This is a genomic window from Isoptericola halotolerans (genome assembly GCF_045689585.1).
GTDB lineage: Bacteria > Actinomycetota > Actinomycetes > Actinomycetales > Cellulomonadaceae > Isoptericola > Isoptericola halotolerans_B.
Genome location: NZ_CP140108.1, coordinates 3,339,857 through 3,364,844, shown reverse-complemented (window position 1 = coordinate 3,364,844; position 24,988 = coordinate 3,339,857). Strand labels below are relative to the sequence as shown.

At 73.4% G+C, this 24,988-nt stretch carries 21 protein-coding genes, 1 tRNA gene and 2 pseudogenes; 14 read left to right on the top strand and 10 right to left on the bottom strand.

Annotation, left to right across the window (positions count from 1 at the left end):
• Nucleotides 1-8 precede the first annotated feature (8 nt).
• Nucleotides 9-662 carry a QsdR family transcriptional regulator gene (locus tag UQW22_RS15805; RefSeq protein WP_407318029.1) on the bottom strand — a complete coding sequence of 218 codons (654 nt, stop codon included), beginning with the start codon at nt 660-662 and terminating at the stop codon, nt 9-11.
• A 92-nt stretch (nt 663-754) separates the two neighbouring features.
• Here UQW22_RS15805 and UQW22_RS15800 point away from each other — a divergent pair, with 92 nt between their 5' ends.
• The 3 genes and pseudogenes from UQW22_RS15800 (at nt 755) to UQW22_RS15790 (ending at nt 3,974) form a co-directional block, all read left to right on the top strand.
• On the top strand, nt 755-1,975 hold the full coding sequence (locus UQW22_RS15800) for an acyl-CoA dehydrogenase family protein (protein ID WP_407318027.1): 1,221 nt from the start codon (nt 755-757) through the stop codon (nt 1,973-1,975).
• A gap of 65 nt (nt 1,976-2,040) precedes the next feature.
• Nucleotides 2,041-3,263 (top strand): annotated as a pseudogene (locus UQW22_RS15795) (acetyl-CoA C-acetyltransferase).
• Nucleotides 3,264-3,329: 66 nt separating this feature from the next.
• Nucleotides 3,330-3,974: a LysE family translocator gene (locus UQW22_RS15790; RefSeq protein ID WP_407318026.1), complete on the top strand. Its 645-nt coding sequence runs from the start codon at nt 3,330-3,332 to the stop codon at nt 3,972-3,974.
• A gap of 241 nt (nt 3,975-4,215) precedes the next feature.
• Here the strand turns inward: UQW22_RS15790 and UQW22_RS15785 are convergent, their stop codons facing one another.
• The 3 genes from UQW22_RS15785 to UQW22_RS15775 are packed head-to-tail and all read right to left on the bottom strand — an operon-like array spanning nt 4,216 to nt 6,559.
• The gene (locus UQW22_RS15785; protein ID WP_407318024.1) at nt 4,216-4,680 is read right to left on the bottom strand and encodes a MaoC family dehydratase; all 465 of its coding nucleotides are present in this window, start codon (nt 4,678-4,680) and stop codon (nt 4,216-4,218) included.
• Entirely contained in the window at nt 4,677-5,438 is a 762-nt protein-coding gene (gene fabG, locus UQW22_RS15780; RefSeq protein ID WP_407318022.1) for a 3-oxoacyl-ACP reductase FabG, read from the bottom strand. The genes UQW22_RS15785 and fabG overlap by 4 nt, the downstream gene beginning before the upstream one ends.
• The gene (locus UQW22_RS15775) at nt 5,435-6,559 is read right to left on the bottom strand and encodes an alcohol dehydrogenase catalytic domain-containing protein (protein WP_407318021.1); all 1,125 of its coding nucleotides are present in this window, start codon (nt 6,557-6,559) and stop codon (nt 5,435-5,437) included. Before UQW22_RS15775 ends, fabG begins: the two co-directional genes overlap by 4 nt.
• A gap of 281 nt (nt 6,560-6,840) precedes the next feature.
• Here UQW22_RS15775 and UQW22_RS15770 point away from each other — a divergent pair, with 281 nt between their 5' ends.
• From UQW22_RS15770 to UQW22_RS15755, 4 genes are all read left to right on the top strand, one after another.
• The gene (locus tag UQW22_RS15770) at nt 6,841-8,094 is read left to right on the top strand and encodes an ATP-binding protein (RefSeq protein ID WP_407318019.1); all 1,254 of its coding nucleotides are present in this window, start codon (nt 6,841-6,843) and stop codon (nt 8,092-8,094) included.
• A gap of 245 nt (nt 8,095-8,339) precedes the next feature.
• Nucleotides 8,340-9,068, top strand: a complete 729-nt coding sequence (locus tag UQW22_RS15765; protein WP_407318017.1) for a hypothetical protein — start codon at nt 8,340-8,342, stop codon at nt 9,066-9,068.
• Nucleotides 9,065-10,681: a DNA polymerase Y family protein gene (locus tag UQW22_RS15760; RefSeq protein ID WP_407318016.1), complete on the top strand. Its 1,617-nt coding sequence runs from the start codon at nt 9,065-9,067 to the stop codon at nt 10,679-10,681. The genes UQW22_RS15765 and UQW22_RS15760 overlap by 4 nt, the downstream gene beginning before the upstream one ends.
• Nucleotides 10,674-14,225 (top strand): error-prone DNA polymerase, encoded by a 3,552-nt coding sequence (locus UQW22_RS15755; protein WP_407318015.1) that lies wholly within the window; start codon nt 10,674-10,676, stop codon nt 14,223-14,225. The genes UQW22_RS15760 and UQW22_RS15755 overlap by 8 nt, the downstream gene beginning before the upstream one ends.
• On the opposite strand, the gene UQW22_RS15750 is transcribed toward UQW22_RS15755, so the two are convergent.
• The gene (locus UQW22_RS15750; RefSeq protein ID WP_407318014.1) at nt 14,155-14,604 is read right to left on the bottom strand and encodes an ArsR/SmtB family transcription factor; all 450 of its coding nucleotides are present in this window, start codon (nt 14,602-14,604) and stop codon (nt 14,155-14,157) included. The two genes, UQW22_RS15755 and UQW22_RS15750, sit on opposite strands and share 71 nt — an antisense overlap.
• Nucleotide 14,605: 1 nt before the next feature.
• Nucleotides 14,606-15,247, bottom strand: a complete 642-nt coding sequence (locus tag UQW22_RS15745) for an SRPBCC family protein (protein WP_407318013.1) — start codon at nt 15,245-15,247, stop codon at nt 14,606-14,608.
• A 161-nt stretch (nt 15,248-15,408) separates the two neighbouring features.
• Between UQW22_RS15745 and UQW22_RS15740 the strand changes: the two genes are divergently transcribed.
• The 3 genes from UQW22_RS15740 (at nt 15,409) to thpD (ending at nt 17,743) form a co-directional block, all read left to right on the top strand.
• The gene (locus tag UQW22_RS15740) at nt 15,409-15,915 is read left to right on the top strand and encodes a GNAT family N-acetyltransferase (protein WP_407318012.1); all 507 of its coding nucleotides are present in this window, start codon (nt 15,409-15,411) and stop codon (nt 15,913-15,915) included.
• A 39-nt stretch (nt 15,916-15,954) separates the two neighbouring features.
• The gene (locus tag UQW22_RS15735; RefSeq protein WP_407318011.1) at nt 15,955-16,686 is read left to right on the top strand and encodes a hypothetical protein; all 732 of its coding nucleotides are present in this window, start codon (nt 15,955-15,957) and stop codon (nt 16,684-16,686) included.
• 157 nt (nt 16,687-16,843) lie between these two features.
• Nucleotides 16,844-17,743 carry an ectoine hydroxylase gene (gene thpD / locus UQW22_RS15730; protein WP_407318009.1) on the top strand — a complete coding sequence of 300 codons (900 nt, stop codon included), beginning with the start codon at nt 16,844-16,846 and terminating at the stop codon, nt 17,741-17,743.
• A 111-nt stretch (nt 17,744-17,854) separates the two neighbouring features.
• Here thpD and UQW22_RS15725 read toward each other — a convergent pair whose 3' ends face one another.
• Nucleotides 17,855-18,754, bottom strand: a complete 900-nt coding sequence (locus tag UQW22_RS15725) for a serine protein kinase RIO (RefSeq protein ID WP_407318007.1) — start codon at nt 18,752-18,754, stop codon at nt 17,855-17,857.
• 220 nt (nt 18,755-18,974) lie between these two features.
• Here UQW22_RS15725 and UQW22_RS15720 point away from each other — a divergent pair, with 220 nt between their 5' ends.
• Entirely contained in the window at nt 18,975-19,706 is a 732-nt protein-coding gene (locus tag UQW22_RS15720; protein WP_407318006.1) for an MBL fold metallo-hydrolase, read from the top strand.
• Between the two features lie 10 nt (nt 19,707-19,716).
• On the opposite strand, the gene UQW22_RS15715 is transcribed toward UQW22_RS15720, so the two are convergent.
• Together UQW22_RS15715 and UQW22_RS15710 are read right to left on the bottom strand one after the other, a co-directional pair.
• The gene (locus tag UQW22_RS15715) at nt 19,717-20,556 is read right to left on the bottom strand and encodes a metal-dependent hydrolase (RefSeq protein ID WP_407318005.1); all 840 of its coding nucleotides are present in this window, start codon (nt 20,554-20,556) and stop codon (nt 19,717-19,719) included.
• Nucleotides 20,557-20,619: 63 nt separating this feature from the next.
• Nucleotides 20,620-22,479: a glycoside hydrolase family 15 protein gene (locus tag UQW22_RS15710; RefSeq protein WP_407318004.1), complete on the bottom strand. Its 1,860-nt coding sequence runs from the start codon at nt 22,477-22,479 to the stop codon at nt 20,620-20,622.
• A gap of 125 nt (nt 22,480-22,604) precedes the next feature.
• Here UQW22_RS15710 and UQW22_RS15705 point away from each other — a divergent pair.
• Nucleotides 22,605-22,689, top strand: a tRNA-Leu gene (locus tag UQW22_RS15705).
• 362 nt (nt 22,690-23,051) lie between these two features.
• Nucleotides 23,052-23,753 carry a hypothetical protein gene (locus UQW22_RS15700; RefSeq protein WP_407318003.1) on the top strand — a complete coding sequence of 234 codons (702 nt, stop codon included), beginning with the start codon at nt 23,052-23,054 and terminating at the stop codon, nt 23,751-23,753.
• Between the two features lie 208 nt (nt 23,754-23,961).
• Here the strand turns inward: UQW22_RS15700 and UQW22_RS15695 are convergent, their stop codons facing one another.
• On the bottom strand, nt 23,962-24,516 hold the full coding sequence (locus UQW22_RS15695; RefSeq protein WP_407318001.1) for a small multidrug efflux protein: 555 nt from the start codon (nt 24,514-24,516) through the stop codon (nt 23,962-23,964).
• Between the two features lie 218 nt (nt 24,517-24,734).
• On the opposite strand from UQW22_RS15695, the pseudogene UQW22_RS15690 reads away from it, so the two are divergent.
• Nucleotides 24,735-24,965: pseudogene (locus tag UQW22_RS15690) on the top strand (DUF1330 domain-containing protein); the annotation flags it as partial.
• Nucleotides 24,966-24,988: the final 23 nt, after the last annotated feature.

Sequence of the window (24,988 nt, the reverse complement as noted above, 5' to 3'; positions counted from 1 at the left end):
CGGGGCGCTCAGACGCGCAGCAGGTGGCGGAAGGCGGAGCGCGCGGCGTCGGTGCTGGGCGGCTCGCCGGCGATGAGGTCGGCGTAGGTGAAGGACTCCGAGACGCGCACGAGCAGGTAGGCGAGCGCGTGCCGGTCGATGGCGCCGTCGAACGGCCGTCCGCCGAGGTGGTCGCGCACGAGCTGCTCCACCGTGGCGACGTAGCGCTGCTGGATCGGGCTCGCCGAGGTGGTCAGCAGGCGCAGCGCCCGGGCGGGCTCGCGGCTCAGGAACGTGCGGAAGTAGTCCGCCTCGATGAGGTCGGTGGCGAAATGGCTGAGGAGGGCGGCCAGGTGCGCCGCGCCGGCCGGTGCGGCGCCGTCGGGCCCGGGTTCCGACGCCGCACGCTCGGCCTGCACGAGCGTCGGCACGGCGAGCGACCAGAGGACCTCAGACAGCAGGGCGTCGCGGTTGCCGACCCAGCGGAAGACGGACGTGCGGTCCACCCCGAGCTCGGTCGCGAGGCCGCCCATGTCGATGCGGTGGCCTGAGACGAAGGTCTCACGTGCCTGCTCGAAGGCGCGCAGGGCGTCGGGGTGGACGCCGGGCACGAGCCGTGCGGACAGCCGGGTCGGCGCGGCCCGCAGGCCCACGGTGGCGATGTCGCTCGACGGGGACAGCATGCGGAGCAGCCTAGCCGGATGTTGCGCGAGGTGTGCAACATCTCGCAGAATGATGCACACTGACGCCACGGATCGACGACGATCGGAGCACCATGACTCTCACCACCCCGGAGACCCACGACGCCACCGCCCCCGCGGTACCCGAGGTGCTGGACGCCGACTTCTACGGTTTCCAGGACCTCCTGACCCCCGTCGAGCAGGAAGCCGTCGCCCGCGTCCGCGACTTCATGGAACGCGAGGTGCGCCCCCTGGCCGACGACTTCTGGGACCGCGCCGAGTGCCCGGTCCACCTGTTCAAGCCCTTCGCCGAGCTCGGTTCGGTCGGCGCGGCCTGGTCCGAGACGGCCCAGTTCGAGAACTCCGCGGTGTTCCGCAGCTGGGTCGGCATGGAGCTCGCCCGGGTCGATTCCTCCTTCTGCACGTTCATCGGCGTCTCCAGCGGGCTGGCGATGAGCTCGATCGGCCTGGGCGGCTCGCCCGAGCAGCGCGCGCAGTGGCTGCCGCCGATGGCGCGCGGCGACCTCATCGGTGCCTTCGGCCTCACCGAGCCGCTGTCCGGGTCCGACACGGCCCGTGGCCTGCGCACCACCGCCACCCGCCACGGCGACACCTGGGTGCTGAACGGCGCCAAGCGCTGGATCGGCAACGCCACGTTCGCCGACGTCGTCGTCATCTGGGCCAAGGACACCGCCGACGACCAGGTCAAGGGCTTCATCGTGCGCAAGGGAACTCCCGGGTTCACCGCCACGAAGATCGAGCGCAAGCAGTCGCTGCGCATCGTGCAGAACGCGGACATCACGCTCGAGAACGTCGAGATCGCCGAGTCCGACCGCCTGCAGGGCATCAACAGCTTCAAGGACCTGGCCAACGTGCTCCGCGTGACCCGCGACGGCGTCTCCTGGCAGGCGCTCGGCACCATGATCGGTGCCTACGAGGCCGGCGTGCGGTACACCAAGGAACGCGAGCAGTTCGGAAACCCCATCGCCTCGTACCAGCTCGTCCAGGACAAGCTCGCCACCGGGCTCGGGAACATCACCGCCAGCCTCGCGATGTGCGTCCGCCTCGCGCAGGTGCAGGACGAGGGCGCCCAGCGTGACCAGCACGCCGCGCTGGCCAAGGCGTTCGTCACCACCCGGATGCGCGAGACCGTCGCCCTGGCCCGCGAGGTCTGCGGCGGCAACGGCATCACCCTCGACACCGGGGTCGCGCGCTACTTCGCCGACGCCGAGGCCGTCTACACCTTCGAGGGCACCCGCGACATGAACCAACTCATCGTCGGGCGGTCCATCACCGGCCACGCCGCCTTCGTGTGAGGCGGAACCGAAGACTCGCGCGACACGAGCTCGTCCGAGACTCGATCTGGGAAAGGACTCCGATCATGACCGAGGCCTACATCGTGGCCACCACGCGCTCGCCCATCGGGCGCGCGTACAAAGGGTCGCTGCGCGAGATGCGCGTCGACGACCGCGCCGCCCAGATGGTGCGCGCGGCCCTGGACAAGGTGCCGGCGCTCGACCCCGCCCGCATCGACGACCTCATCCTCGGCTGCGGTCTGCCCGGCGGCGAGCAGGGGATGAACATGGGGCGGATCGTCGCCGTGCTCAACGGGCTCGACTCCGTCCCCGGCACCACCGTGACCCGCTACTGCTCGTCCAGCGTCCAGTCGACCCGCATGGCCTTCCACGCGATCAAGGCGAGCGAGGGCGACGTCTTCCTCTCCGTCGGCGCCGAGTCCGTCAGCCGCACGGTCAAGGGGTCCAGCGACTACATCGAGGGGCAGGATCTGGAGAACCCGCGCTTCGCGGGCGCGACCGAGCGCACCGCGAAGCGTGCCGTCGGGGGAGCGCCCGACTGGTCCGACCCGCGCGCCGACGGCGAGCTGCCGGACGCGTACATCGCCATGGGGCAGACGGCGGAGAACCTCGCCTCCGTGCACGGCATCGGTCGCGCCGAGCAGGACGAGTTCGCCGCCCGCTCCCAGCAGCGGGCCGAGAAGGCCATCGCCGACGGGTTCTGGTCGCGCGAGATCACCCCGGTGACGCTGCCGGACGGCACCGTCGTGTCGGCCGACGACGGTCCGCGTCCTGGCACCACCGTGGAGAAGCTCGCAGGGCTCGATCCGGTCTTCCGCCCCGACGGCACCGTGACGGCGGGCAACGCCTGGCCGCTGAACGACGGCGCCGCCGCGCTGGTGATCGTCTCGGACCGCGTCGTGGACGAGCTGGGCTGCAGCCGATCGCTCGGATCGTCTCCACCGGAGTCACCGGTCTGTCCCCGGAGATCATGGGACTCGGGCCCGTCGAGGCGAGCCGCCAGGCCCTCGACCGGGCCGGGCTGACGATCGACGACATGGATCTGGTGGAGATCAACGAGGCCTTCGCCGCCCAGGTGATCCCGTCGGCCCGTGAGCTCGGCATCGACGAAGGCAAGCTCAACGTGCACGGTGGGGCGATCGCCGTCGGGCACCCGTTCGGCATGACCGGGGCCCGCATCACCACCACGCTGCTCAACGGGCTCGAGACGACCGGCGGTCGCTACGGGCTGGAGACCATGTGCGTCGGCGGTGGCCAGGGCATGGCCATGGTGCTCGAACGGGTCTGACGCAGGCACCGCACCGTGCTGGCGTGCTGGAACCCTGCCGAGCGACCGTCTCGGTAGGGTTCTGGCATGCCTGCCCCCGGCCAGCTCGTCGCGTTCGTCGTGGCGTCGGTCCTCGTGATCGCGGTCCCCGGCCCGAGCGTCGTGTTCGCGATCGGGCGCGCCCTGACGGTCGGCCGGCGGGGTGCCCTGCAGTCGGTGGGCGGCAACGCGTTGGGACTGCTCGTCCAGGTCGCGTGCGTCGCCGTCGGGCTCGGTGCGCTGGTCGAGGCGTCGGCGACCGCCTACACGGTGCTCAAGCTGGGCGGTGCCGTCTATGTGATGTACCTCGGCGTCCAGGCGTTCCGGCACCGTGCGGACGCCCGGCTCGCCATGACGGCCCCCGGCGGGCCGCGCCCCGCCGGGCTGTGGCGGGGCGTCTGGGCCGGCTTCGTCGTCGGCGCGACCAACCCGAAGACGCTCGTGTTCTTCGCGGCCTTCCTGCCGCAGTTCGTCGGCCAGGGGGTGCCGGTGACGCCTCAGCTCCTGGTCCTCGGTCTCCTGTTCAGCCTGCTCGCCCTCGCCCTGGACGGCTGCTGGGCGCTGGCCGCCGGACAAGCGCGGGCATGGTTCGCGCGCCGGCCGGAGCGCCTCGACCGTCTGGGTGCCGCCGGTGGCCTCACGATGATCGGGCTCGGTACCGGCCTGGTGATCGAGGGCACGGCGTCGCGGTAGCACCGGAGCTGCCGATGTCTCAGACCCACGGTCCGTCGCGCATCAGCGTGCGTCCGGGGCGCCGGTCGTGAGGTGTGCGGCATGAGGACATCCTGCCCGACCCGATCAGCGTGGCTGCGTGTGCGCGCCGAGCCAGTCGGCCATCTTGTCGAGGGTCAGGTGGGTGTCGGCGGCGCGGTCATACCTCGAGCGTGCCTGCGCGTGTCCTGCCCGGCCGTGCGGGCCGGGCAGGACACGCTGCTCACTGCTCCGGCACGTACAGCGCCAGCGCGTGGGCCACCACGGCCGGCTTCACAGCGCCCTCCAGCTCGACCGTCACGGTCGAGGCCAGCCGGACGCCCTGCCCGGACGGACCGGCGCCGGTGATCTCCACCGTGGCCCGCACCCGCCCGCCGGCGGGCACCGGGGTCAGGAAACGGACCTTGTCGAGGCCGTAGTTGACGGCCATCGCCGTCCTGCCGACCTCGACGAGCTCGCCGGTGAGCTTCGGCAGCAGCGACAGGGTCAGGTAGCCGTGGGCGATGGTGCCTCCGAACGGCCCGTGGGTCGCGCGCTCGGCGTCAAGATGGATCCACTGGTGGTCCTCGGTGGCGTCGGCGAACGCGGTGATCCGGTCCTGGTCGATGGCGAACCACTCGCCGGTGGCCTGCTTCCCGACGGCGTCGGCGAGCGCCGCAGGGCTCTCGACGACGATCTGGCCCGTCATGCGCGGGGCCCGCCTGCCACGTAGAGGACCTGACCGTTGGTGAAGGACGCCTCCTCCGAGCAGAAGAACGACGCCGCGGCGGCGATGTCCTCCGGCTGACCGACACGGCCCGCCGGGACCTCCTTGGCCATGTGGGCCAGGAAGTCCTCCAGGGGGACGCCGACCCGCTCGGCGGTCTCGGCGATCATGTCGGTGGCGATCACCCCGGGGGCGATGGCATTGGCCGTGACGCCGAACTTGCCGAGCTCGATGGCGAGGGTCTTGGTGAAGCCCTGCATGCCGGCCTTGGCGGCGGCGTAGTTGGCCTGCCCGCGGTTGCCGAGCGCGGAGGTGCTGGACAGGTTGACGATGCGACCCCACTTGGCGTCGATCATGTGCTTCTGCACCGCGCGGGTCACGAGGAACGCCCCGCGCAGGTGGACGCTCAGCACGGCGTCCCAGTCCTCGGTGGACATCTTGAACAGCAGGTTGTCGCGCAGGATGCCCGCGTTGTTGACCAGGACGGTCGGCGCGCCGAGCTCGGCGACCACGCGCTCGACGGCGGCGGTGACGGACCCCTCGTCGGCGACGTCGACGCCGACGCCGATCGCGCGGTGCCCGTCCGCGGTGAGCTTCGCGGCGGTCTCGGCGGCGACGTCCTCGAGCAGGTCGAGCACGGCCACGGCGTAGCCGTCGGAGGCGAGCCGGGCCGCGGTGGCGGCGCCGATGCCGCGGGCGCCGCCGGTGACGATCGCGACGCGTGCGGTGGGGGAGGTCATGCGGTCTTCCTCTCGTCGAAGGTGATCAGCTGGCGCAGCTCCTCGCCGGCGGCGAGGCGGTCCAGCGCGCGGGGCAGGTCGTCCAGCCCGATGCGGGCTGAGACGAGTCGTTCCAGCGGCAGTCGTCCTGCTCGCCAGAGTTCCACGTAGTGGGGGATGTCGCGGCTCGGGACGGCCGAGCCGAGGTAGGAGCCGACGACGGTGCGCGCCTCGGCGGTCAGGCTCAGCGGGGAGATGCTCGCCCGCGCGTCCGGGCCGGGCAGACCGACGGTGACGGTGGTACCGCCGGGGGCGGTCAGGGCGTAGGCGGTCTCGAAGGCGCGGGCGTTCCCGGCGGCCTCGACGACGACGGGTGCCCGCAGGTCGGCGTCGAGGGCTTCGGCGGGGGTGAGGGCGCGGGCGCCCAGCTCGCGGGCGAGGTCGAGCTTGGCGGGCACGGTGTCGACGCCGATCACCGCGTGGCCGAGCGCGGCGGCCACGAGCAGCGCGGCCATGCCGACACCCCCGAGCCCGACGACGGCGACGGCCTCGCCCGTGGCGGGCCGGCCCGCGTTGAGCACGGCGCCGCCGCCGGTGAGCACCGCGCAACCGAGCAGTGCCGCGACGTCCGCGGGGACGTCGTCGGGTACGGGGACCACGGACGTGGCCGACACGACGGCGTGGGTGGCGAACGCGCTCACACCGAGATGATGGTGCACGTCGGCGCCGTCGCGGTGCAGGCGTCGCACACCGCCGACGAGCTCGCCGGCCGCGTTGGCGGCGGAGCCCACGGAACAGGTCAGCCGGCCGTCGGTGGCGCACGCCGCGCACTGCCCGCAGCGGGGCAGGAAGGTCATGACGACGCGGGTGCCGACGGCGATCCCCGCGTCGGCCGGGACGTTGTCGCCCACGGACTCGACGATCCCGGCGGCCTCGTGGCCGAGCAGCATCGGGGTGGGGCGTACACGGTTGCCGTCGACGACGGACAGGTCGGAGTGGCACAGGCCCGCAGCCTCGATGCGCACGGCGATCTCGCCGGGTCCGGGCGGGTCGAGCTCGAGCGGCCCGACGGTGAGCGGGCGTGAGTCGGCCCAGGGTGCGGGTGCTCCGCAGCGTTCCAGCACGGCGCCGGTGATCTGCACGGGTACGACCTCCTCGTCGTCGGGTGTCCGGGAACGGGCACTCCTCGCGGCATACCGACCGCGCGGTATGGAGGGAATCTGGACGCCGTCGCAGGTGTGTGACGACCACGAGTCGCCGTACCTGGGCGCTCGCATCGCTGGGTGCGTTGCGTGCCTGTTCGCCAGATCGCAGCGTGCATGTTCGGTAGAACGGTGCGTGTTTGACCAGTAGAATGCTACGCATCTGTCCAATAGGGTCTGTATAGCCTGGTCAGGAAGCATCGATGGCCTACCTTCCCCGCGTGGTCGATGACACCCTGCGAGAGGTGCTCGGGGGTACTCGTGCGATCGCGATCGAGGGCCCTCGTGCCGTCGGGAAGACGGCCACCGCGGCGCGGGTTGCGGCGAGTGTCGTGGGCCTCGACGATCCGGACACGCGCATGATCGTCTCGGCGGATCGGCGCCGCTATCTGGCCGGGCTCGATTCTCCGGTCCTCGTCGACGAGTGGCAGCGCGATCCGCCCGTCTGGGATGCCGTGCGCCGGATCGTCGATGACGACCCGCAGCCTGGGAGGTTCGTCCTCACCGGGAGCGCGAATCCGCGCGATACCCACATCCACTCCGGGGCGGGGCGGTTCATCCGCTTGCGGATGCGGCCGCTGTCGTTCGCGGAACGGCACCCGGGCATGGCCACGGTCTCGCTCCGCGACATCTGGGAGGGTGGCGACGAGATCTCCGGCAGGTCTGACGTGACGTTGGCGGACTATGCCCGGGAGATCGTCGACTCGGGTTTTCCTGGCATCAGGGCAGAACCACCGGCGGTTCGCCGCAGGGCCGTCGCGGACTACGTGTCCCACGCGCTGGAGCACGAGGTTCCTGAGCTCGGAGGGGCTCGCCGCCGTCCGAGGTCCCTCCATGAGTGGCTCCGCGCCTACGCGGCCGCGACGTCGACGACCGCTACCTTCGAGGCCATCGCGGCCGCGGTCGACCGCGCTCAGCCGCCCAGCCGGACGACGATCAATGACTTCCGTGACGTCCTCCAGCGGCTGCGGCTCCTCGATGAGGTGCCTGCCTGGAATCCCGGAACCATCCGTCTGAACCGCTTGGGTCGCGTGCCGAAGCATCACCTGGCCGATCCGGCTCTGGCGGCTGCCCTGTTGCAGTTGAGCGCAAGCCGGCTGATCGAGGGGCGCTCTCTCGGAGGGGCGCAGGACTCGCTCAGGGACGGTCCTCTCTTCGGCGCTCTCTTCGAGTCGTTGGTCGTCCAGAGCGTCCGCACCTACGCCGCTGCGCTCGAGCTCGAGGTCTCCCATCTGCGGATGCATCGCGGTGAGCGGGAGATCGACCTCGTCCTTCATGCGGGCGACGGACGTGCGATCGCCATCGAGGTCAAGCTCGGCCAGGCGGCCGACGATCACGACGTCCGCCACCTCAACTGGTTGTCCGAGCAGATGGGCGAGGATCTCGTCGCTCGCATCGTCGTCACGACCGGGCCCGCGGCGTATCGGCGAGGCGACGGTGTGGCCGTCGTCCCGTTGAGCCTGCTCGGGCCGTGATGTCCTGGCGCCGTCTTGCTGCCCGGGGCGACCCGCGGCGCACCTGGGTGCTCCGGTCACGGCGCTGAGCAGCGCGGTTGACACGGGTCGCGAGCGAGCGTGTACTGAAGCCATGTTCGAACATCAGTTCGAACGTGCGGTCCGACCGACTGCTCGACCGCCGGGAGGGAGGCCGCATGAGCGTCGTCCCCGAGGTCCGTCCCGTGCCGGGTCCAGGCGTTCTGGGCTCAGCTCCTACGGGGCCTGTGGCCCCTCACGACGAGCGCCGCGCACGAGCGCTGGCCGCGCTGCGGGCCGCCGAGCAGGGGAGCGTCCGGCACGAGAGCAAGCCGTCCGTGCCGGTACCGGCACCGGATGCCGGCGCCACCCCGACCCGTCCGGTGCACCCCGCCCTCGTCCCGCTGCTGCCCGGCGGGCTGCCGAACGGCGGGGTCCTCACCGTGCAGGGCTCGACCAGCCTGCTGCTCGCCCTGCTGGCCACCACCTCCCGCGACGGCGCCTGGGTGGCCTTCGTCGGCGCGCCCGCCGTCGGGATGCTCGCCGCCGCCGACGTCGGGATCTCGCTGGAGCGCACCGCCGTCGTCCCCGACCCCGGCCCGGACGGACCCGCCGTGCTCGCCGCGCTGCTCGACGGCATGGACGTGCTCGTCGTCGGACCGCGGGCCGCGCTCGCCGCCGCCGACCGCCGTCGCCTCGCCGCCCGCACCCGCCAGCGTGACGCCGTCCTGGTCACCACCGAGCGGTGGCCCGGGGCGCACGTCGTGCTCGACGCCCGCGGCGGGGCCTGGTCGGGCGCGGACGCCGGTGCCGGGTGGTTGCGCCGGCGCACCCTGTCGGTGCTGCGCACCGGACGGGGAGCCGCGGCCCGGCCCGTGGAGATCGACGTCGAGGTGCCGGTCGGCGGCGACGTCCCGACGTCGTTCGCCGCGCCGACCGGTCGGCGCGCCGCCGGTCGTGACCTGAGGGTCGCATGAGAACCCGCACCGCGGTGCTCTGGGTGCCGGACTGGCCGGTCGTCGCCGCCCTGGCCGCCGCCGGGCTGGACGCGCACGTGCCCGCCGCCGTCCTGGGTGCGCCGTCGCGGGGTGGGACGACGGCGGGGCGCAGCGTCGTGGCGACCTCCGCCGTCGCACGCAGCGCCGGGGTGCGCCGCGGCATGCGCCGCCGCCAGGCGCAGGAGGCCTGCCCCGACCTGGTGCTGCTGGAGGCCGACGACGAACGCGACGCCCGGACCTTCGAGCCCGTGGCGGCCGCAGCCGAGACCGTCGTGGCAGGCCTCGAGGTCGCCCGCCCCGGCCTGCTGCTCCTGCCCGCCGGCGGCGCGGCGCGTTACCACGGCACCGAACGCGCGCTGGCCGAACGGCTCGTCGCCGCTGCCGCCGAGGCAGGGCACGAGTGCCAGGTGGGGGTGGCCGACGGTCTGCTCGCCGCGGTGCTCGCGGCCCGGGACGACGCCGTCGTCGCGCCCGGTGGATCGCCGGCGGCCCTCGCCGGGCGCCCGGTGGGCGAGCTCGTGCACGCCGTGTGCGACCCGGGCGTGATCGCCGCCGTGCGGGACGCGGTCGGGCTGTGGTGGCGGCTCGGGCTGCGCACGCTCGGGGACCTGGCGGCCCTGCCCGCGGCGAGCGTGTCCGCCCGGTTCGGCGACCTCGGCACCTGGGCGCACCGGCTGGCCCGCGGCGAGGACGAGCGCCCGCCCGCCCGACGCCGTCCCGAGGCCGACCTGGCCGTCGCCACCGAGCTCGACCCGCCCGCCGACCGCGTGGACGTCGCCGCGTTCGCCGCCCGCCGGCTCGCCGAGGAGCTGCACGCGCTGCTCGTCGCCCACGGGGTGGCCTGCGGACGCCTGCGCATCACCGCGCGCACGACCGAGGGCGAGCTGGAGCGGCTCTGGCGCACCGACACCGCGGCCGGGGGGCTGCCCGCCGCGCGGATCACCGACCGGGTGCGCTGGCAGCTCGAGGGCTGGCTGACCGACGACGCGCGCCGGCGCACCGGGACGCAAGGGTCGCCCCAGGTCGCGCCGCTGGTGCACCTCGCGCTCGCCGCCGAGGACGTCGCCCCCGCCGGCACGCACCAGCCCAGCCTGTGGGGAGCGGACGCCGGGCAGGACGCCCGTGCCCGTCAGGCCCTGGACCGGGTGCAGGGGCTGCTCGGCGGCGACGCCGTGCTCACCGTCCGGCGCGCCGGCGGGCGCGACCCGCGCAGCCGCGTCCGGCTCGTGCCCTACGGCGAGGACACCGCCGTCGACCGGCCTGCGGACCGGCCGTGGCCGGGTGCGCTGCCCAGCCCGGCCCCCGCCACCCTGCTGCCCGAACCCGCGGCCGCGCGCCTGCTCGACGCCGCCGGCAGCGACGTCGTCGTCGACGCCCGACTCGCCCGTGACGGCGACCCCGCCCGGGTGCGCTGGGACGACGGCGAGCACGGCGTCGTCGGCTGGGCCGGCCCGTGGCCGCTCGCCGAACGCTGGTGGGCGCCGGACGGCGGCACCCGGCGCGTGCACCTGCAGGTGCTGCTCGACGACGGGCGGGGGCTGCTGCTGGCCCAGGTCGGCGGCGCGTGGCAGGTGGAGGCCGTCTATGACTGAGACGGAGCGGAGCCGCAGGATCAGGCATCGACGGGCATCGCCTGAGCCACGCTACGCCGAGCTGCACGCGCACTCGGCCTTCAGCTTCCTCGACGGCGCCAGCCACCCGGCCGAGCTCGCCGCCGAGGCCGACCGGCTCGGCCTGGAGGCCCTCGCCCTGACCGACCACGACGGCCTGTACGGCGTGGTGCGCTTCGCCGAGGCGGCCCGGGCCATCGGGCTGCCCACCGTGTTCGGCGCCGAGCTGCACCTGCCCGCTCCTGTTCCCGGCGGGGCGCCCGTGCTCGACGACCCCACCGGCGTGCCGGACCCGCGGGCCACCCACCTGCTGGTGCTGGCGCGCGGCGCGGACGGCTACCGCCACCTGTCGCGTGCCATCGCCACCGCCCACCTCGAGGCGGGCGCCAAGGGCCGGGCCCGCTACGACCTCGACCGGCTGGGCCAGGAGGCCGACGGGCAGTGGCTGGTGCTCACCGGGTGCCGCAAGGGCGCCGTGCGGCGTGCCCTGGACGGGGTTGTCGACGCCGGTGCCGTGACGGGATCCGACCCGCTGCGGGCCGCGCGCCGTGAGCTCGACCGGCTCACCGCCGTCTTCGGCCACGACAACGTCGCCGTGGAGATCACCGCCACCGGCGACCCGCGCGACGCCGACCGGCACGACGCCCTCGCAGCGCTGGCGAGGGAGGCGGGGCTGCCGCTGGTCGCCACCACCGCGGCCCACTACGCCCGACCGCGCGACGCCGACCTGGCCGGGGCGCTCGCGGCCGTGCGGGCCCGCTCCTCCCTCGACGACCAGGACGGCTGGCTGCCCGGCGCCCCGACCGCGCACCTGCGCTCGGGCGCCGAGATGGCCCGCCTGCACCACCGGCACGCCCGCGCCGTCCCGACGGCGGCCGCGCTGGCCGCCGAGTGCGCGTTCGACCTGCACCTGGTGGCACCGAACCTGCCGCCGTACCCGGTGCCGGCGGGCCACGACGAGGCGAGCTGGCTGCGCGAGCTGGTGCGCCGCGGGGCCACGGAGCGCTACGGCCCGCGCCCCGGGCCCGACAGCACCGGACGGGAACCGAAGGCGTGGGCACAGATCGACCACGAGCTGCGCGTCATCGAGCAGCTCGGCTTCCCCGGGTACTTCCTCGTCGTCTACGACCTGGTGGAGTTCTGCCGCCGCGAGGGCATCCTGTGCCAGGGGCGGGGGAGCGCCGCCAACTCCGCGGTCTGCTACGCCCTGGGGATCACCGCCGTCGACGCCGTGCACCACGGCCTGCTGTTCGAACGGTTCCTCGCCCCGGAACGGGACGGGCCGCCGGACATCGACATCGACATCGAGTCGGGGCGCCGCGAGGAGGTCATCCAGCACGTCTACACCCGGTTCGGGCGTACGCACGCCGCCCAGGTCGCCAACGTCATCTCCTACCGGCCCCGCTCGGCAGTGCGCGACGCCGCCCGGGCGCTCGGGTACGACGTCGGGCAGCAGGACGCCTGGTCCAAGTCCATCGAGCGCTGGGGATCGCTGCGTGGCCCTGACCCGACCAGCCCGGCGGCGGACGCGAAGGCCCGCGACGCCCGGGCGTCAAAGGGTGCGCCGGTCACCCGGCGGGACGAGAAGAAGGCCCGGGTGGCCGCCCAGTGGGGAGGTACGGGCGCCGCCCGGTTCGTGGACGCCCTGGCGGAGGACGTGAGGCGGGCCGACGACGCGCACGACGTCGTGCCGGCGCACGCCCCGCCGTCGGCCGAGCAGGAGGGGCACATCCCTGAGCCGGTGCTGGACCTGGCCGACCGGTTCCTCCGTCTTCCCCGGCACCTGGGCATCCACTCCGGGGGCATGGTGATGTGCGACCGGCCCGTCATCGAGGTGTGCCCGGTCGAGTGGGCGCGGATGGAGGGCCGCACGGTCCTGCAGTGGGACAAGGAGGACTGCGCGGACGCGGGCCTGGTGAAGTTCGACCTGCTGGGCCTGGGCATGCTCACCGCGATCCGCTACGCCTTCGAGACGGTCGAGCGGCACACAGGGCGGCGCCTGGAGCTGCACACCCTGCCGGAGGACGACCCGCGGGTCTACGACCTGCTCTGCGCGGCCGACACCGTCGGGGTGTTCCAGGTCGAGTCTCGCGCCCAGATGGCCACCCTGCCGCGGCTGCAGCCCCGAAAGTTCTACGACATCGTCGTCGAGGTCGCCCTCATCCGTCCCGGTCCCATCCAGGGCAACTCCGTGCACCCGTACATCGAACGCTCCCGGGGTCGGCAGGAGGTGACCTACCTGCACCCGCTGCTGGAGCCGTCGCTGCAGCGGACCCTGGGGGTGCCGCTGTTCCAGGAGCAGCTCATGCAGATGGCGATCGACGTCGCGGGGTTCAGCGCGGCCGAGTCCGACCAGCTGCGGCGGGCGATGGGGTCCAAGCGGTCGGTGGAACGCATGGAGGCGCTGCGGGACCGGCTGTTCACCGGGATGGCCGAGCGCGGCGTGCCGCCCGAGGTCCGCGAGGAGGTCTACGACAAGCTCAAGGCGTTCGCCGACTTCGGCTTCCCCGAGTCGCACGCCTACTCCTTCGCGTTCCTGGTCTACGCCAGCTCCTGGCTCAAGGTGCACCACCCCGAGGCGTTCTTCGCGGGGCTGCTCGCCGCGCAGCCGATGGGCTTCTACTCCCCGGCCTCCCTGGTGGCCGACGCCCGCCGCCACGGGGTGCGGGTGCTGCGCCCGGACGTCAATGCCTCGGCGGCGCTCGCGGGCGTCGAGGCGGTGCCCGGCGGACGGCCGGCGGGTGGACGGCCCGATACGCCCGGCGAGAGCGAGGAGGGCACGGTGGGCAGCGGAGCAGTGCCGCTCGCCGTCGACGGCGGGCTCGCCGTCCGGCTCGGTCTGGCAGGCGTGCGCGGGCTGGGCACGGACGTCGCCGAGCGGATGGTCGTCGAGCGGGACGCCCGCGGGCCGTTCGTCGACCTGCACGACCTGGTCCGGCGTGTCGAGCTGTCCACCGCGCGCCTGGAGGCGCTGGCCACGGCCGGAGCCCTGGCCCCGCTCGGGGTGACCCGGCGCGAGGGGCTGTGGGCCGCGGGCGCCCTCGGGCAGGAGGGGCCCGCCACGCTCGAGGGCGTCAGCGTCGGGGTGGCGGCTCCCGCGCTGCCGGGCATGGACCGCCTCGAGATCGACGTCGCCGACACCTGGGCCACCGGCATCACGCCGGACACCACGTCGCCGCTGGAGCACGTGCGTGCCGGGTTGGACCGTCAGGGCGTGCTCACGGTGGCCGCGGCGACGGCGACCGAGCCGGGGCGGCGCGTCGCCGTCGGCGGGGTGGTCACCCACCGGCAGCGGCCCGGTACCGCCGGCGGGGTGACGTTCCTGTCCCTGGAGGACGAGACCGGGCTGCTCAACGTCATCTGCACCCCGGGCCTGTGGCGCCGCTTCCGGACCGTGGCGCGCGGGGCGCCGGCCCTGGTGGTGCGGGGGCAGGTGGAGCGGTCCGACGGCGCGGTCAACCTGCTCGCCGAGCACCTCGCCCCGCTGCGCCTCCCGGTGCCGACCCGGTCGCGAGACTTCCGGTAGCGGGCGCGTTGCCGTGGTCGTCGTTCGTGGTGCGACGGCGCTCCCGGCGACCGCGGACCAGCTCGGTGGCCAGGGCGTCCAACGGCTGGGAGAACGGGTCGGCGAACATCGAGAGCCAGCCCCGGGCGGCCTCGATCCCTGCGGGGTCGACGCTGTACAGGCGTCGGGCGCCCTCGGCGCGCACCTGGACCAGCCGTGCCTCTCGCAGCACCCGCAGGTGTTGCGAGACGGCGGGCTGCGAGATCTCCCGTCCGGACCGCAGCGCCTCGACCAGGGTGCCCGCCGGCACCTCGCCCGTGTGGTGCACGATCTCCAGCAGCCTGCGTCGCACGGGGTCGCCGAGGGCGACGAACACCGGGTCCGACGCCGGTCTGGTCACCTCACGCCTCGGGTGCGGTGGTGTAGAACGCGACGGTGCGTTCTGCGGCGGCTCGCGCGGACTCCGGGTCGTCGCCGTCGGCCGCGGCCGCCTCGCCCCACGCCGTGGCCGCCGCACGGACGAAGGCGACGCCGTCCGGCGAGACGCTCCAGGCGTCCGCCTCGCGGGGGTCGCCGGCGGCACCGGTGTCGAGGTGCAGCCCCAGCCCCATGAGGGCGAGGTCCCAGCCGACGCCGACTGCTCCCGGGCCGTACTCCCACGCCTCGGGCGGGACCGGGGCCTCGTGGACGAGCTCGAGGACGGTGCCGTCGATCGTCTCGGCCAGCGTGATCTGCAGCCAGGAGACGCTCCCGCCGAACTCCCACGTGACCGAGAACGACTCCGGTGCGGCGCACCGCTCGACGGTGCCGCCGGCGTTGCCCTCGAGCTGGTAGCGCCCGCCGGGCGTCAGGTCACCCTCGACGGGCAGGAACCAGCGCGGGAGGCGTTCCGCAGAGGTCACGGCGTCCCAGACGTCGTGCCGCTCGGCGCGGTAGGTGCGCCGCGCGATCGCGATCCGGGTCGGCTCGCCGTCGCGTTCGCCGCTGCGGACCTCACGGACGACGAGTCCGGCGGTCGCGACGGGTTCGATGTCGATGCTCATGATCGGCTCCTCAGATATAAGTGAACGCTTATACACTACATCCTGTCGGTGTCCGGGGCTAGCGTGGGACATGGTCGACGTAGAGGTCGTCCCGGCGACCGCGGACCGGTTCGCGGACGTGACCACCCTGCTCAACCGAACGGGCGCGAGGAGGCGTGCTGGTGCCTGCACTGGCGCCAGCCCTCGGCCTGCCGGTCGACGGACGCGAGGGGCACCTGCGCGCGCTGTGCGCCCACGAGCCACCGGGCCTCCTGGCCTACCTCGACGACGAGGGGACCCGGCCCGCCGGGCGGACCGTCGTCGGCTGGGTCGGTCTCGCCCGACGGTCCGAGGCGGGGTCGTTGCGACCTTCGCGCGTCCTGCCCCGCGGTGAGCCGGAGCACTGGGACACGACCTGGGTGGTGATGTGCTTCGTCGTGCGCGTCGGGTACCGCCGACGTGGCGTGGCCAGGGCGCTGCTGCACGGAGCGGTCGCGCACGCACGGTCCCGCGGTGCGCGCGCCGTCGAGGGTTTCCCCGTCGACGTCGAGCCGGGAGCCCGCGTCCCGGTGAGCGCGGCGTTCGTCGGGACCGTCCCGCTCTTCGAGTCCGAGGGCTTCGAGAGGATCGGCGACACCGCCGCCACCAGCGGCAGGCTGCCGCGGTGGTGGCTGCGCCGCACGCTCTGAACGGGACGTGCGCCCGCCGACCTGCCAAGATGGCGGACCATGAACCCGCGACGGACGATCTGGCCGACCTGCGCGGCGGCCGCCGTGCTGACGCTGGCCGGCTGCGCGGACCTCATCGGCGGGTCGTCGGCCGAGCCGTCCGCCCCGGGTGAGCCGACCGCCTCGACGGGGCCGGCCGACCCGGCGACGATCGCCGAGCGCGCGGCGTACTACGGCGTCGTGCCCGAGCAGGTGCTGACCGTCGACGTCGAGGGTCTGACGGCGATCTCGCACGCCGGCGGCGCCTACGGCGCGGACGGATACTCCGCCGTCTTCTCCGACGTCGCGGCCGGCGAAGCGGTCATGCTCTCCGCCATGACGGGCGAGATCTCGGCGCAGACGTGCCCTGGCCTGCCGGTGCACACCGCCCACTCGACGTCGGAGGGCCCGGTCGGGTGCACGGTGGACGGCGAGTCGTTCCACCGCACGGCAGGCGAGGCGCAGGAGTACGCCGTCCAGCGGGACGACGCGATCGTGCGGGTCTCCGGCACGGGGGTGGAGCCCGAGGTGCTGCGTGCGGCGCTGGAGTCCGTGCGCGTGCCCACCGTCGAGGAGCTGGACACGCTGCTGCCACCCGCGCCGTCGAGCACGGGCAGCAGCAGGCCGGGGACGGGAACGGGAGACGGCGCTCCCGGCACCGGCACGGACGGAGAGGTCGAGGGGCCCGTCGAGCGCGGCGACCTGCCGCCCGGCGACGTGGCTCCCGACAACAGCGTGGGCGTCGGAGGCTGATCGGCGACCACCGGGCACGCCGATTTGCTACCGGGCACCCTTCCGCGTTCCGATGGGCACGTGCGCGTGCTCGGGTCCTGATCGACCGACGGGCGACGAGCACGCCGCGAGCATGAGACGCCGCGATCCCGGGACGATCCGGGAGAAGGGATGACCCATGACCGCCATGACGGAAACCATGACGGACCTCTACCCGAGCAGGCTCGCCGAGCCGGGCGAGGTCATCGAGCGTCAGCACCCCACCGTGTGGGGGACGGCCGACGACGGCCCGTTCGACGCCGCCGCGCTGGAGGCGCACTCCGAGCGCGGGTTCACCATCCTGCAGGACTTCATCACCCCCGGTGAGGTCACGCAGTACAGCGCCGAGCTGGAGCGGCTCGCCTCCGACACGTCCCTGCAGGACGACCACCGGGTCGTCCGGGAGAAGACGTCGGGGGACGTGCGCTCCGTCTTCGAGGTGACGAGGCTCAGCGAGCAGATCGAGGCGCTGAGCCGCGACCCGCGCCTCCTGGACCGGGCTCGCCAGCTCCTCGGCTCGGACGTCTACCTGCACCAGACGCGGGTGAACTACATGCCGGGATACAAGGGCACCGGGTTCTACTGGCACTCGGACTTCGAGACCTGGCACGCCGAGGACGGCATGCCGACGCCGCGCGCGGTGAGCTGCTCGATCGCCCTGACGCCGAACTACCCCTACAACGGCGGGCTGATGGTGATGCCCGGCTCGCACCGCAGCTACGTGCCGTGCGTGGGCGAGACCCCGGAGAACTACCACCAGGACTCGCTCAAGGAGCAGAAGATCGGCGTCCCGAGCGAGGAGGCCATCACCGAGCTGGCCTGGAAGTACGGCGTGGACCAGTTCACCGGTCCGGCCGGGTCGGCGTTGTGGTTCGACTGCAACATCATGCACGGGTCCGGCAACAACATCACGCCGTTCCCGCGCTCGAACATCTTCCTGGTGTTCAACAGCGTCGAGAACGCGCTGACCGAGCCGTACGCGGCGCCGGCGCCCCGTCCGACGCACATCGGCAACCGCGACTTCACGCCGCTGCGGTAGTCCGGGAGCGGGGCTGGGCCGGGCACGCGCTGCCCGGACCAGGTCCGCCGCCGGTCTCTGCCCGGTGCCAGGCGTCGGCACGACCTTCCTGGTCGTGCCGACGCCGGCGCCTCACCACGCCTGGGCGAAGACGTCGGCGAACAGCTCGTCCACGTCGACCTCCAGCCCCCGCGCGGCGAACCACGCGCAGACGTTGCGGCAGTCGCGGTGCAGCAGGTCGGCACCGAACGGGTTCGCCACCAGGTCCACCACCTGCGGCAGGTCGATGACGACCAGCCGCCCGCCGTCGGGGGAGCAGGACGCGCCGGCTGTGTCGAACGTGTCGAACGAGTCGACGAGGATGTTGTACGGGGACAGGTCGCCGTGCGCCCAGCCGAGCCGGGCCAGCACGCTCATCGCCCGGTGCAGCTGGTCGAACCAGTCCGCCAGGACGTCGCGCTCCGGTCGCAGCCGGGCCAGCCGCGGGGCGGCCTCGTACCCGCCGTCGTCGGTGCGGTGGCCGACGAACTCCAGGAGCAGCTCGGTGCCGTCGACCTGCACGGGGTAGGGGACGGGAGCTCCCGCGTCCCAGAGCTGGCAGAGGGCCGAGAACTCGGCGTCGGCCCACTGCGTCGCCGCCACCCTGCGTCCCCACGCGGACCGGCGGTCCTCGACGGCACGCTGGTCGCGGGTGCGCCGCGCCCGGCGTCCCTCGGTGTAGGTGGAGTCGCGGTGGAACTGCCGGTTCTCGCGGCCGCGGTACCGCTTGGCGGCGAGGACGCTGTGCTGCCGGACGTCGTCGGGCACGGCCCGTTCGACGAGGAAGACGTCGGCCTCCTTGCCGGTCTTGAGGACGCCGAGCTCGGTGTCGAGCGCGGCGTCGGCCGTGACGACCCAGTCCGGCCGGGGCTCGGGGCCGTGCTGCCCCTTGGCGACGGAGGTCCAGGTGGACCATCGTTGTCCCGGACCGGGCTCGGTCACGACGGTCGGGGTCACCGGGGTCAGCAGCGGATCAGGGGTGTGCTGGTGCACGGAGGGCTCCTCGAGGAGAGGAGGAGCGGCCGACGGCGGCTCCTCAGCAGGCGGTGGTGACGCCCCGTGCCGAGAGATGCGGCAGGGCGTGCGTGGCGACGTCCATGGGTCGGCCCTCCGTCCGTGCGGGCGCACCAGCTGCGCCGTTCCCGGCGAGACTGTCAGGGTCGGCAGGCGCCCGTCCAGGGTATTTCCGTACCGCTTTCCGTACGGTGGGCGGATGGGGTTCGTACCGGTCGCCGACGGCGTGCTCGTCCGCACGAGCAGGCGGCTCGCCACCACCTCGACGTTGGTGCTCGGTGAGCGCACGTCCGACGGCCGGGCCGCGCTGCTGGTGGACCCCGCCTGGGAGCCGGACGAGCTGTCCGCGATCGCGGCCGAGGTCGCGACGCTCGGTGCCCACGTGGTGGCAGGCTTCGCGACGCACGCGCACCACGACCACCTGCTGTGGCACCCCGCTCTCGGGGACGTACCGCGCTGGGCGACCGCCCGGACGGTCCGCACCGCGCAGGACGAGCACGACCGGCTGGTGGCGGAGGCGCTCCTGGACGTCGCGCGGTACGGCGGGCGGGACCACACCCGTGACGTGCTCGACCTGCTGGGACGCATCGAGAAGGTCCCGGGCCCTGCGACGTCGCTCCCGGACCTCGGCGGACTGCTGCCCGCGGTGCAGGTCCTGGAGCACGACGGTCACGCCCCGGGGCACGCCGCCCTGTGGGTGCCCCGCAGCGGGGTGCTCGTCGCCGGTGACCTGCTCAGCGACGTCGAGCCGCCGCTGCCGGACGACGAGATGACCGGCGCGTCGGACGCGGCGACCTACCGTGCGGCGCTGGACCGGCTCGAGCCGTTCGTGGCCCGGGCCGGCGTCCTGGTGCCCGGGCACGGTACCTGGACCACCGACCCGCGGCGCCGGCTCCGGCGGGACCGGCACCTCCTGGCATCTGCCGGCTGAAGCACCCCGCTCAGGACCCGAGCAGCGACTCTCCCGCGGACAGCACGAGCTCGGTCGCCGAGCTCCAGGCCGTCGCGGTGTCGAACCCCATCTGGTCGAGCATCGCCCAGGCGACGCCGAGCACGGCGTAGGCGCTGACCGGCGTCATGAGGGCCCACTCGCGCCACGAGCCGGCGTCGCCGAGCAGCGGCACGGAGATGTTGCCGCGGGGGCTCCACATGTCGTCGAACGGCAACCAACGGTGCCGCCGGACCCAGCGCGGCGACCGGATGCGGACGGGCCACAGCAGCGGGACGCCCCGGGTGGTGAGCATGTCGCCGACGATGTGCACCGCGCAGCCCAGCCCGACGCAGAACGGCATCCAGTACCACTCCTCGGGGGCGAAGACGGCGACGAACGCCGCCAGGGAGACCGACAGGCTCCAGGTCCACCACCGGCGCTGCCCGGTGAGCTTCAGTGCCCGCACGGCGAACGCGATGAGCAGCACGGCCATGATGCCGGGACCGACGAGCACCTCGCCGAACTGATCCGTGCGGACCGTGACGAGGCCCATCACCCAGGCGATCGCGGTGAACACCGCGACACCGACGATCGAGTGCGTCGCGTTGCGGTGCCCGCCGGCGATGGTGGAGACCATCTTGGTCACGCCTTCCGACACGGGAGGCAAGGAGTGCGAGATCGTGCCGTTGTGATGGTCGGCGTCCGGCAGGAGCGCGGCTCCGGCGCACACCAGCGCGCCGGTCATGACACCGACGTCCGAGACGGGGTACCAGCCGAAGGCGATCGGGGTCGAGGCGGTGACGGCCACCCAGGCGGCCGCTCCCGAGGCGGCATGGTGCCCACCCATCATGGCGTGCGTGCTCCTTCGTCCGGTCTGCTCCCGATGACCGTTTGGTCCGGGCCGCAGGGAACGCTACACGGGGTCACCCACGTCCCGGAGACGGGCCGGTGCCTGCTCGGGGATCCCGGCGGCCCGGGCACCGGGCGCGGTCTTCCCGGACAGCACGCGGGCGGAGTTGACGAGGCCGAGGTGGCTGAACGCCTGGGGGACGTTGCCGAGCTGGCGGCCGGCGCCGACGTCGTACTCCTCGGCCAGCAGCCCCAGGTCGTTGCGCAGGGTGAGGAGCCGTTCGAAGAGCGCCCGCGCCTCGGCGGAGCGCCCGATGCCGTGCAGGGCGTTGACGAGCCAGAAGCTGCCGACCAGGAACGTCCCCTCGCCGCCGGGCAGTCCGTCGACGCGGTCCGCGTGGGTGTGGTAGCGCAGCAGTAGGCCGTCCTGGGAGAGCTCGCGCTGGACCGCGTCGACCGTTCCCACGACCCGGGGGTCGTCCCAGGGCAGGAACCCGACCCGCGGGATGAGCAGCAGCGAGGCGTCGAGACCGTCCGAGCCGTAGAACTGCGTGAAGGTGTTGCGCCGCGGGTCGTAGCCCCGGGTCAGGACGTCGGCGCGGATCGACGCGCGCAGGGACCGCCAGTCGTCCACCGGCCCGTCGAGACCGAAGTCCTCCACGGCCCGCACCATCGCGTCGACACCGGCCCAGGCCATGACGCGCGAGTGGACGAACGGCCGGCGGGGGCCCCGCACCTCCCACAGGCCGTTGTCCAGGTCGTCCCAGTGCCCCTCGAGGAAGTCGAGGAGGGCCTTCTGCAGGTTCCACGTGTCCGCGTCGTCCGGCAGGCCGGCGGCACGGGCCAGGTGCAGTCCCATGAGGGTCTCGCCCCACACGTCGAGCTGGAGCTGCCCGGCGGCACCGTTGCCGACCCGCACCGGGCCGCTCTGCTCGTAGCCGGGCAGCCAGTCGAGGGCCAGCTCCGGGATCCGACGGCGGCCGTCGAGCCCGTACATGATCTGCAGGTCCGCGGGGGACCCCGCCACGGCGCGCAGCAACCACTCACGCCAGGCGCGGGCGGCCGCCGTGTGGCCGGTGCCGAGCAGCGCCAGCAGCGTGAACGTCGCGTCGCGCAGCCAGCAGAACCGGTAGTCCCAGTTGCGCGGGCCGCCCAGCTGCTCGGGCAGGGACGTGGTGGCCGCGGCCGCGATGGCACCGGTGGGGGCGTAGGTGAGCGCCTTCAGGGTCAGCAGCGAGCGGCGCACGGGCTCCTGCCACGCGCCGTCGTAACGGGTCTGCGCGATCCAGTCCGCCCAGAAGTCGAGGGTGTCGGTGAGCCCGTCGAAGGGGTCGGCCGAGCGGGGCGCGGGCAGGTGGGAGCGGTGGTACGTGAGCACGAAGGGCACCCGTTCGCCGGCCGAGACCTCGAAGCGCGCACGCACCACGCCGTCCGCGAGCTCGTGCGGGACCGGCGCGGACAGGGCCAGGGCGTCCGGGCCGGCGACGATGCCGATGCCGTGGGCACGGGCCCCGGGCGGGTCGTCCGCGCGGGACACCCACGGCAGGACGCTGCCGTAGTCGAACCGTGGTGCGAGCCGGTCCTCCATGGGGACGCGGCCGCGCAGCCCTTCGACGACGCGCACGATGTCCGGGGCCTCGCCACGCGGTGGCATGAGGTCGGTCACACGGACGTGCCCCTCCGGGGTCTCCCACTCCGTCTCCAGGACGAGCGACTCGCCGCGGTACCGCCGCCTCGTGCACGGGCCGCCGGAGGCGGGCGCGAGGCTCCACGACCCGTGCCGCTCGTCGCCGAGCAGGCTCGCGAAGCAGGCGGGGGAGTCGACGTCCGGCAGGCAGAGCCAGTCGATCGACCCGTTCCTGCCGACGAGCGCGACCGTCTGGAGGTCGCCGATGATGCCGTAGTCCTCGATGCACTGGGACATGATCGTCCACGGTAGGTCGGGTCCGTGACCTGCGCCACGGCGGGACGGTTTGCAGGTCCGGGCCACTGCCGTGCTATGTTTTTCACCGCACCGAAACGGGCCGTGCGGCTCGTGGCGGTCCACCTGTCCGGGTGGCGGAATGGCAGACGCGCTAGCTTGAGGTGCTAGTGCCCTTTATCGGGCGTGGGGGTTCAAGTCCCCCTCCGGACACTCGTTGAGACAGCGACGACGAAGGCCTCCCGGGTCCACAACCGGGAGGCCTTCGTCGTGCCCGGGTGGCGTGGTGGCCTCGTCGGGTGGCACTCGGTTCACTCCTAGGCCGTGCGCCTGCTGTCGTTCGGTACTGCCACCGGTGGCGACGGCGGGCGAGCTGCCTCCCATCCGAGGAATGCTCTCCGACGAGTGCGGGGTGACGCCGGCATCTTGGTCCTGCGGTGGCGTCGGCCGCGACGAGCGGCCCACCGTTTCCAAGGTGCCGCTCAAGACCGCCCGACGACAGCGACGGAGGCCCCCAGGGTCTACACCCACCGAGGTATTTTCGCTGCAGCTGGCCAAGGTGGGAGAGTCTCCCCGTGGATACTCGGAAGGTCGTCGCGACCGCTCGGCACTGGGCCATCAGCTACTCGCAGGTCGCCGCGCGCCGCACCGAGGTGCGCCTCGACGCCGAGCACGCACTCGACGCGCTGAAGGGGAACCTTGTTGCCGCGAACCTCGGGGGCGAGATCGGGTGGCGCGTGCTCCCCCTCGGCGCGAACGACGCCTCGGCGCTGCGCGCCGTGTCCCGTGCCGTGACGCTCGCGCCGATCGAGGCAGAAGACCAAGAGGCAGTGCGGCAGCTCGCCGACGAGGTGCCCGAGGCGCTTGCCGAGGCGGAGGCGGTGTCCGGCGCGCGCCGGCTGCTGGCGACCCCAGCGGTGCGGCAGGCTGGTGCAGAGGCCGTGGAGTTTCTCACCGAGTACGTCACCTGGGGGCTGGAGTCCGGGCTGCCCGGGGTTCTGCGTCGCCTGGAGCCTGGCTCCGAGCCGGAGGACATCACGGTCACCGACGCGCTGTCCCCGCGGGTGGGACTGGGTTCGATCTGGCGTGGACTGGGCGCCGCCGAGCTGATCGATGCGAGCGCGCTTCATGCTGCGAGCGGCATGTCGGTGTCGGCCGCCGACGCGGACCTCACGCAGCTGCGCCCCGTGCTCGCCACCGGTACCGCGACCCATCTCGTCGTCTTCAGCACGGCGCCGCGCCGCGCGGCTGATCTGATGACCGCCCTGCAGCCCTGACGACGGGGGCAGACCCTCCTGCTCACACTCTGTCGAAGGCCACCCGGGTCCACCACCGGGAGGCCCTCTGTCGTTCCCGGCGCGACAGCGTCGTCCGGTCGAGGGTCAGGGTCGTCACCCAGGGCTCGTGCTTCCCCGCGGGCCGGTACGGCTGCGATGAGAGCGACATCGATCCTGGGACGCTTCACCCCCAGCCAGGGGTGATCGCCTACACGCCGACCACGAAAGTCAGTGCGGCCCAGGCGGAGACCGTCGCCAGAGCGGTCCAGAGGACGATCGCGACGGCCTGCCACAGCAGCACCCAGCCGCGCGGGGTCCCTCCGGAGACGAGCAGCGCCGACGTGATCTGCGTCGGGATCGCAAGCGGTCCGAGGATGCTCGCCCCCGGCACGCCGAAGCGTACGAGCCACTTCTTGAAGCGCTGGCGTCCCTTCGACTCCTGCCTGGCCGAGATCTCCTCGACCGCCACCGCGGTGCCCTTGCCCGCGACGGCGGGGTTCGCCCGCGACCGGCTCCGGATCACGGCAGTGCGCGCCCGTGAGGTGAGGAGCACCACGACCAGCACGCACAGGAAGTTGCCGGCGGCAGCGGCGAGGCCCGCGACGACCGGGTGGAGACCGCCCACCACGCCGATCAGCGCCGCGACCTCGCCCTCGATGAACGGGACCGCCGCGGCGAGCATCACGACGAACGGCTGGACGGGCTCGGGAACTTGCGACACGAGCTCCTGGAAGGTGCGAACGAGCTCCTCGACGGGATCCATGACTCTCTCCGATCTGGCCGGGTGCCCGGCCCCGCTCAAGCAGACGACGTGTTGCCACCACAGGGTCAAGACGTGCGTCGCCGGCCGCGCGGGCTCGAGGCTCCACGGAAGCCGGTGCACACCACGTCGGGAGTTGTCGGTGTACTTCACCGATGCGAAGGCAACACGTGGAGCCGCAGGCTCGGGGCAAGGCCCAGGCAAGACGAAAGGCCTGACGCATGAGCGCCTACATCCTGTTCCAGCGGGAGGCCACGAACGATCAGCAGGCCCTCGACCGCTACGCGGAGCTCGCCGACGGCACGTTCGCCGGCCACGACGTGCGGGTCCTGGTCGACTACGGCACGCACGAGGTGCTGGAGGGACCTCCCGTCGAGGGCGTCGTCGTGCTGCAGTTCCCGGACGCGGCGGCGGCACAGGACTGGTACTGCGGCGAGCAGTGTCAGGACGTCGTGGTGCACCGCTTCCAGGGGCG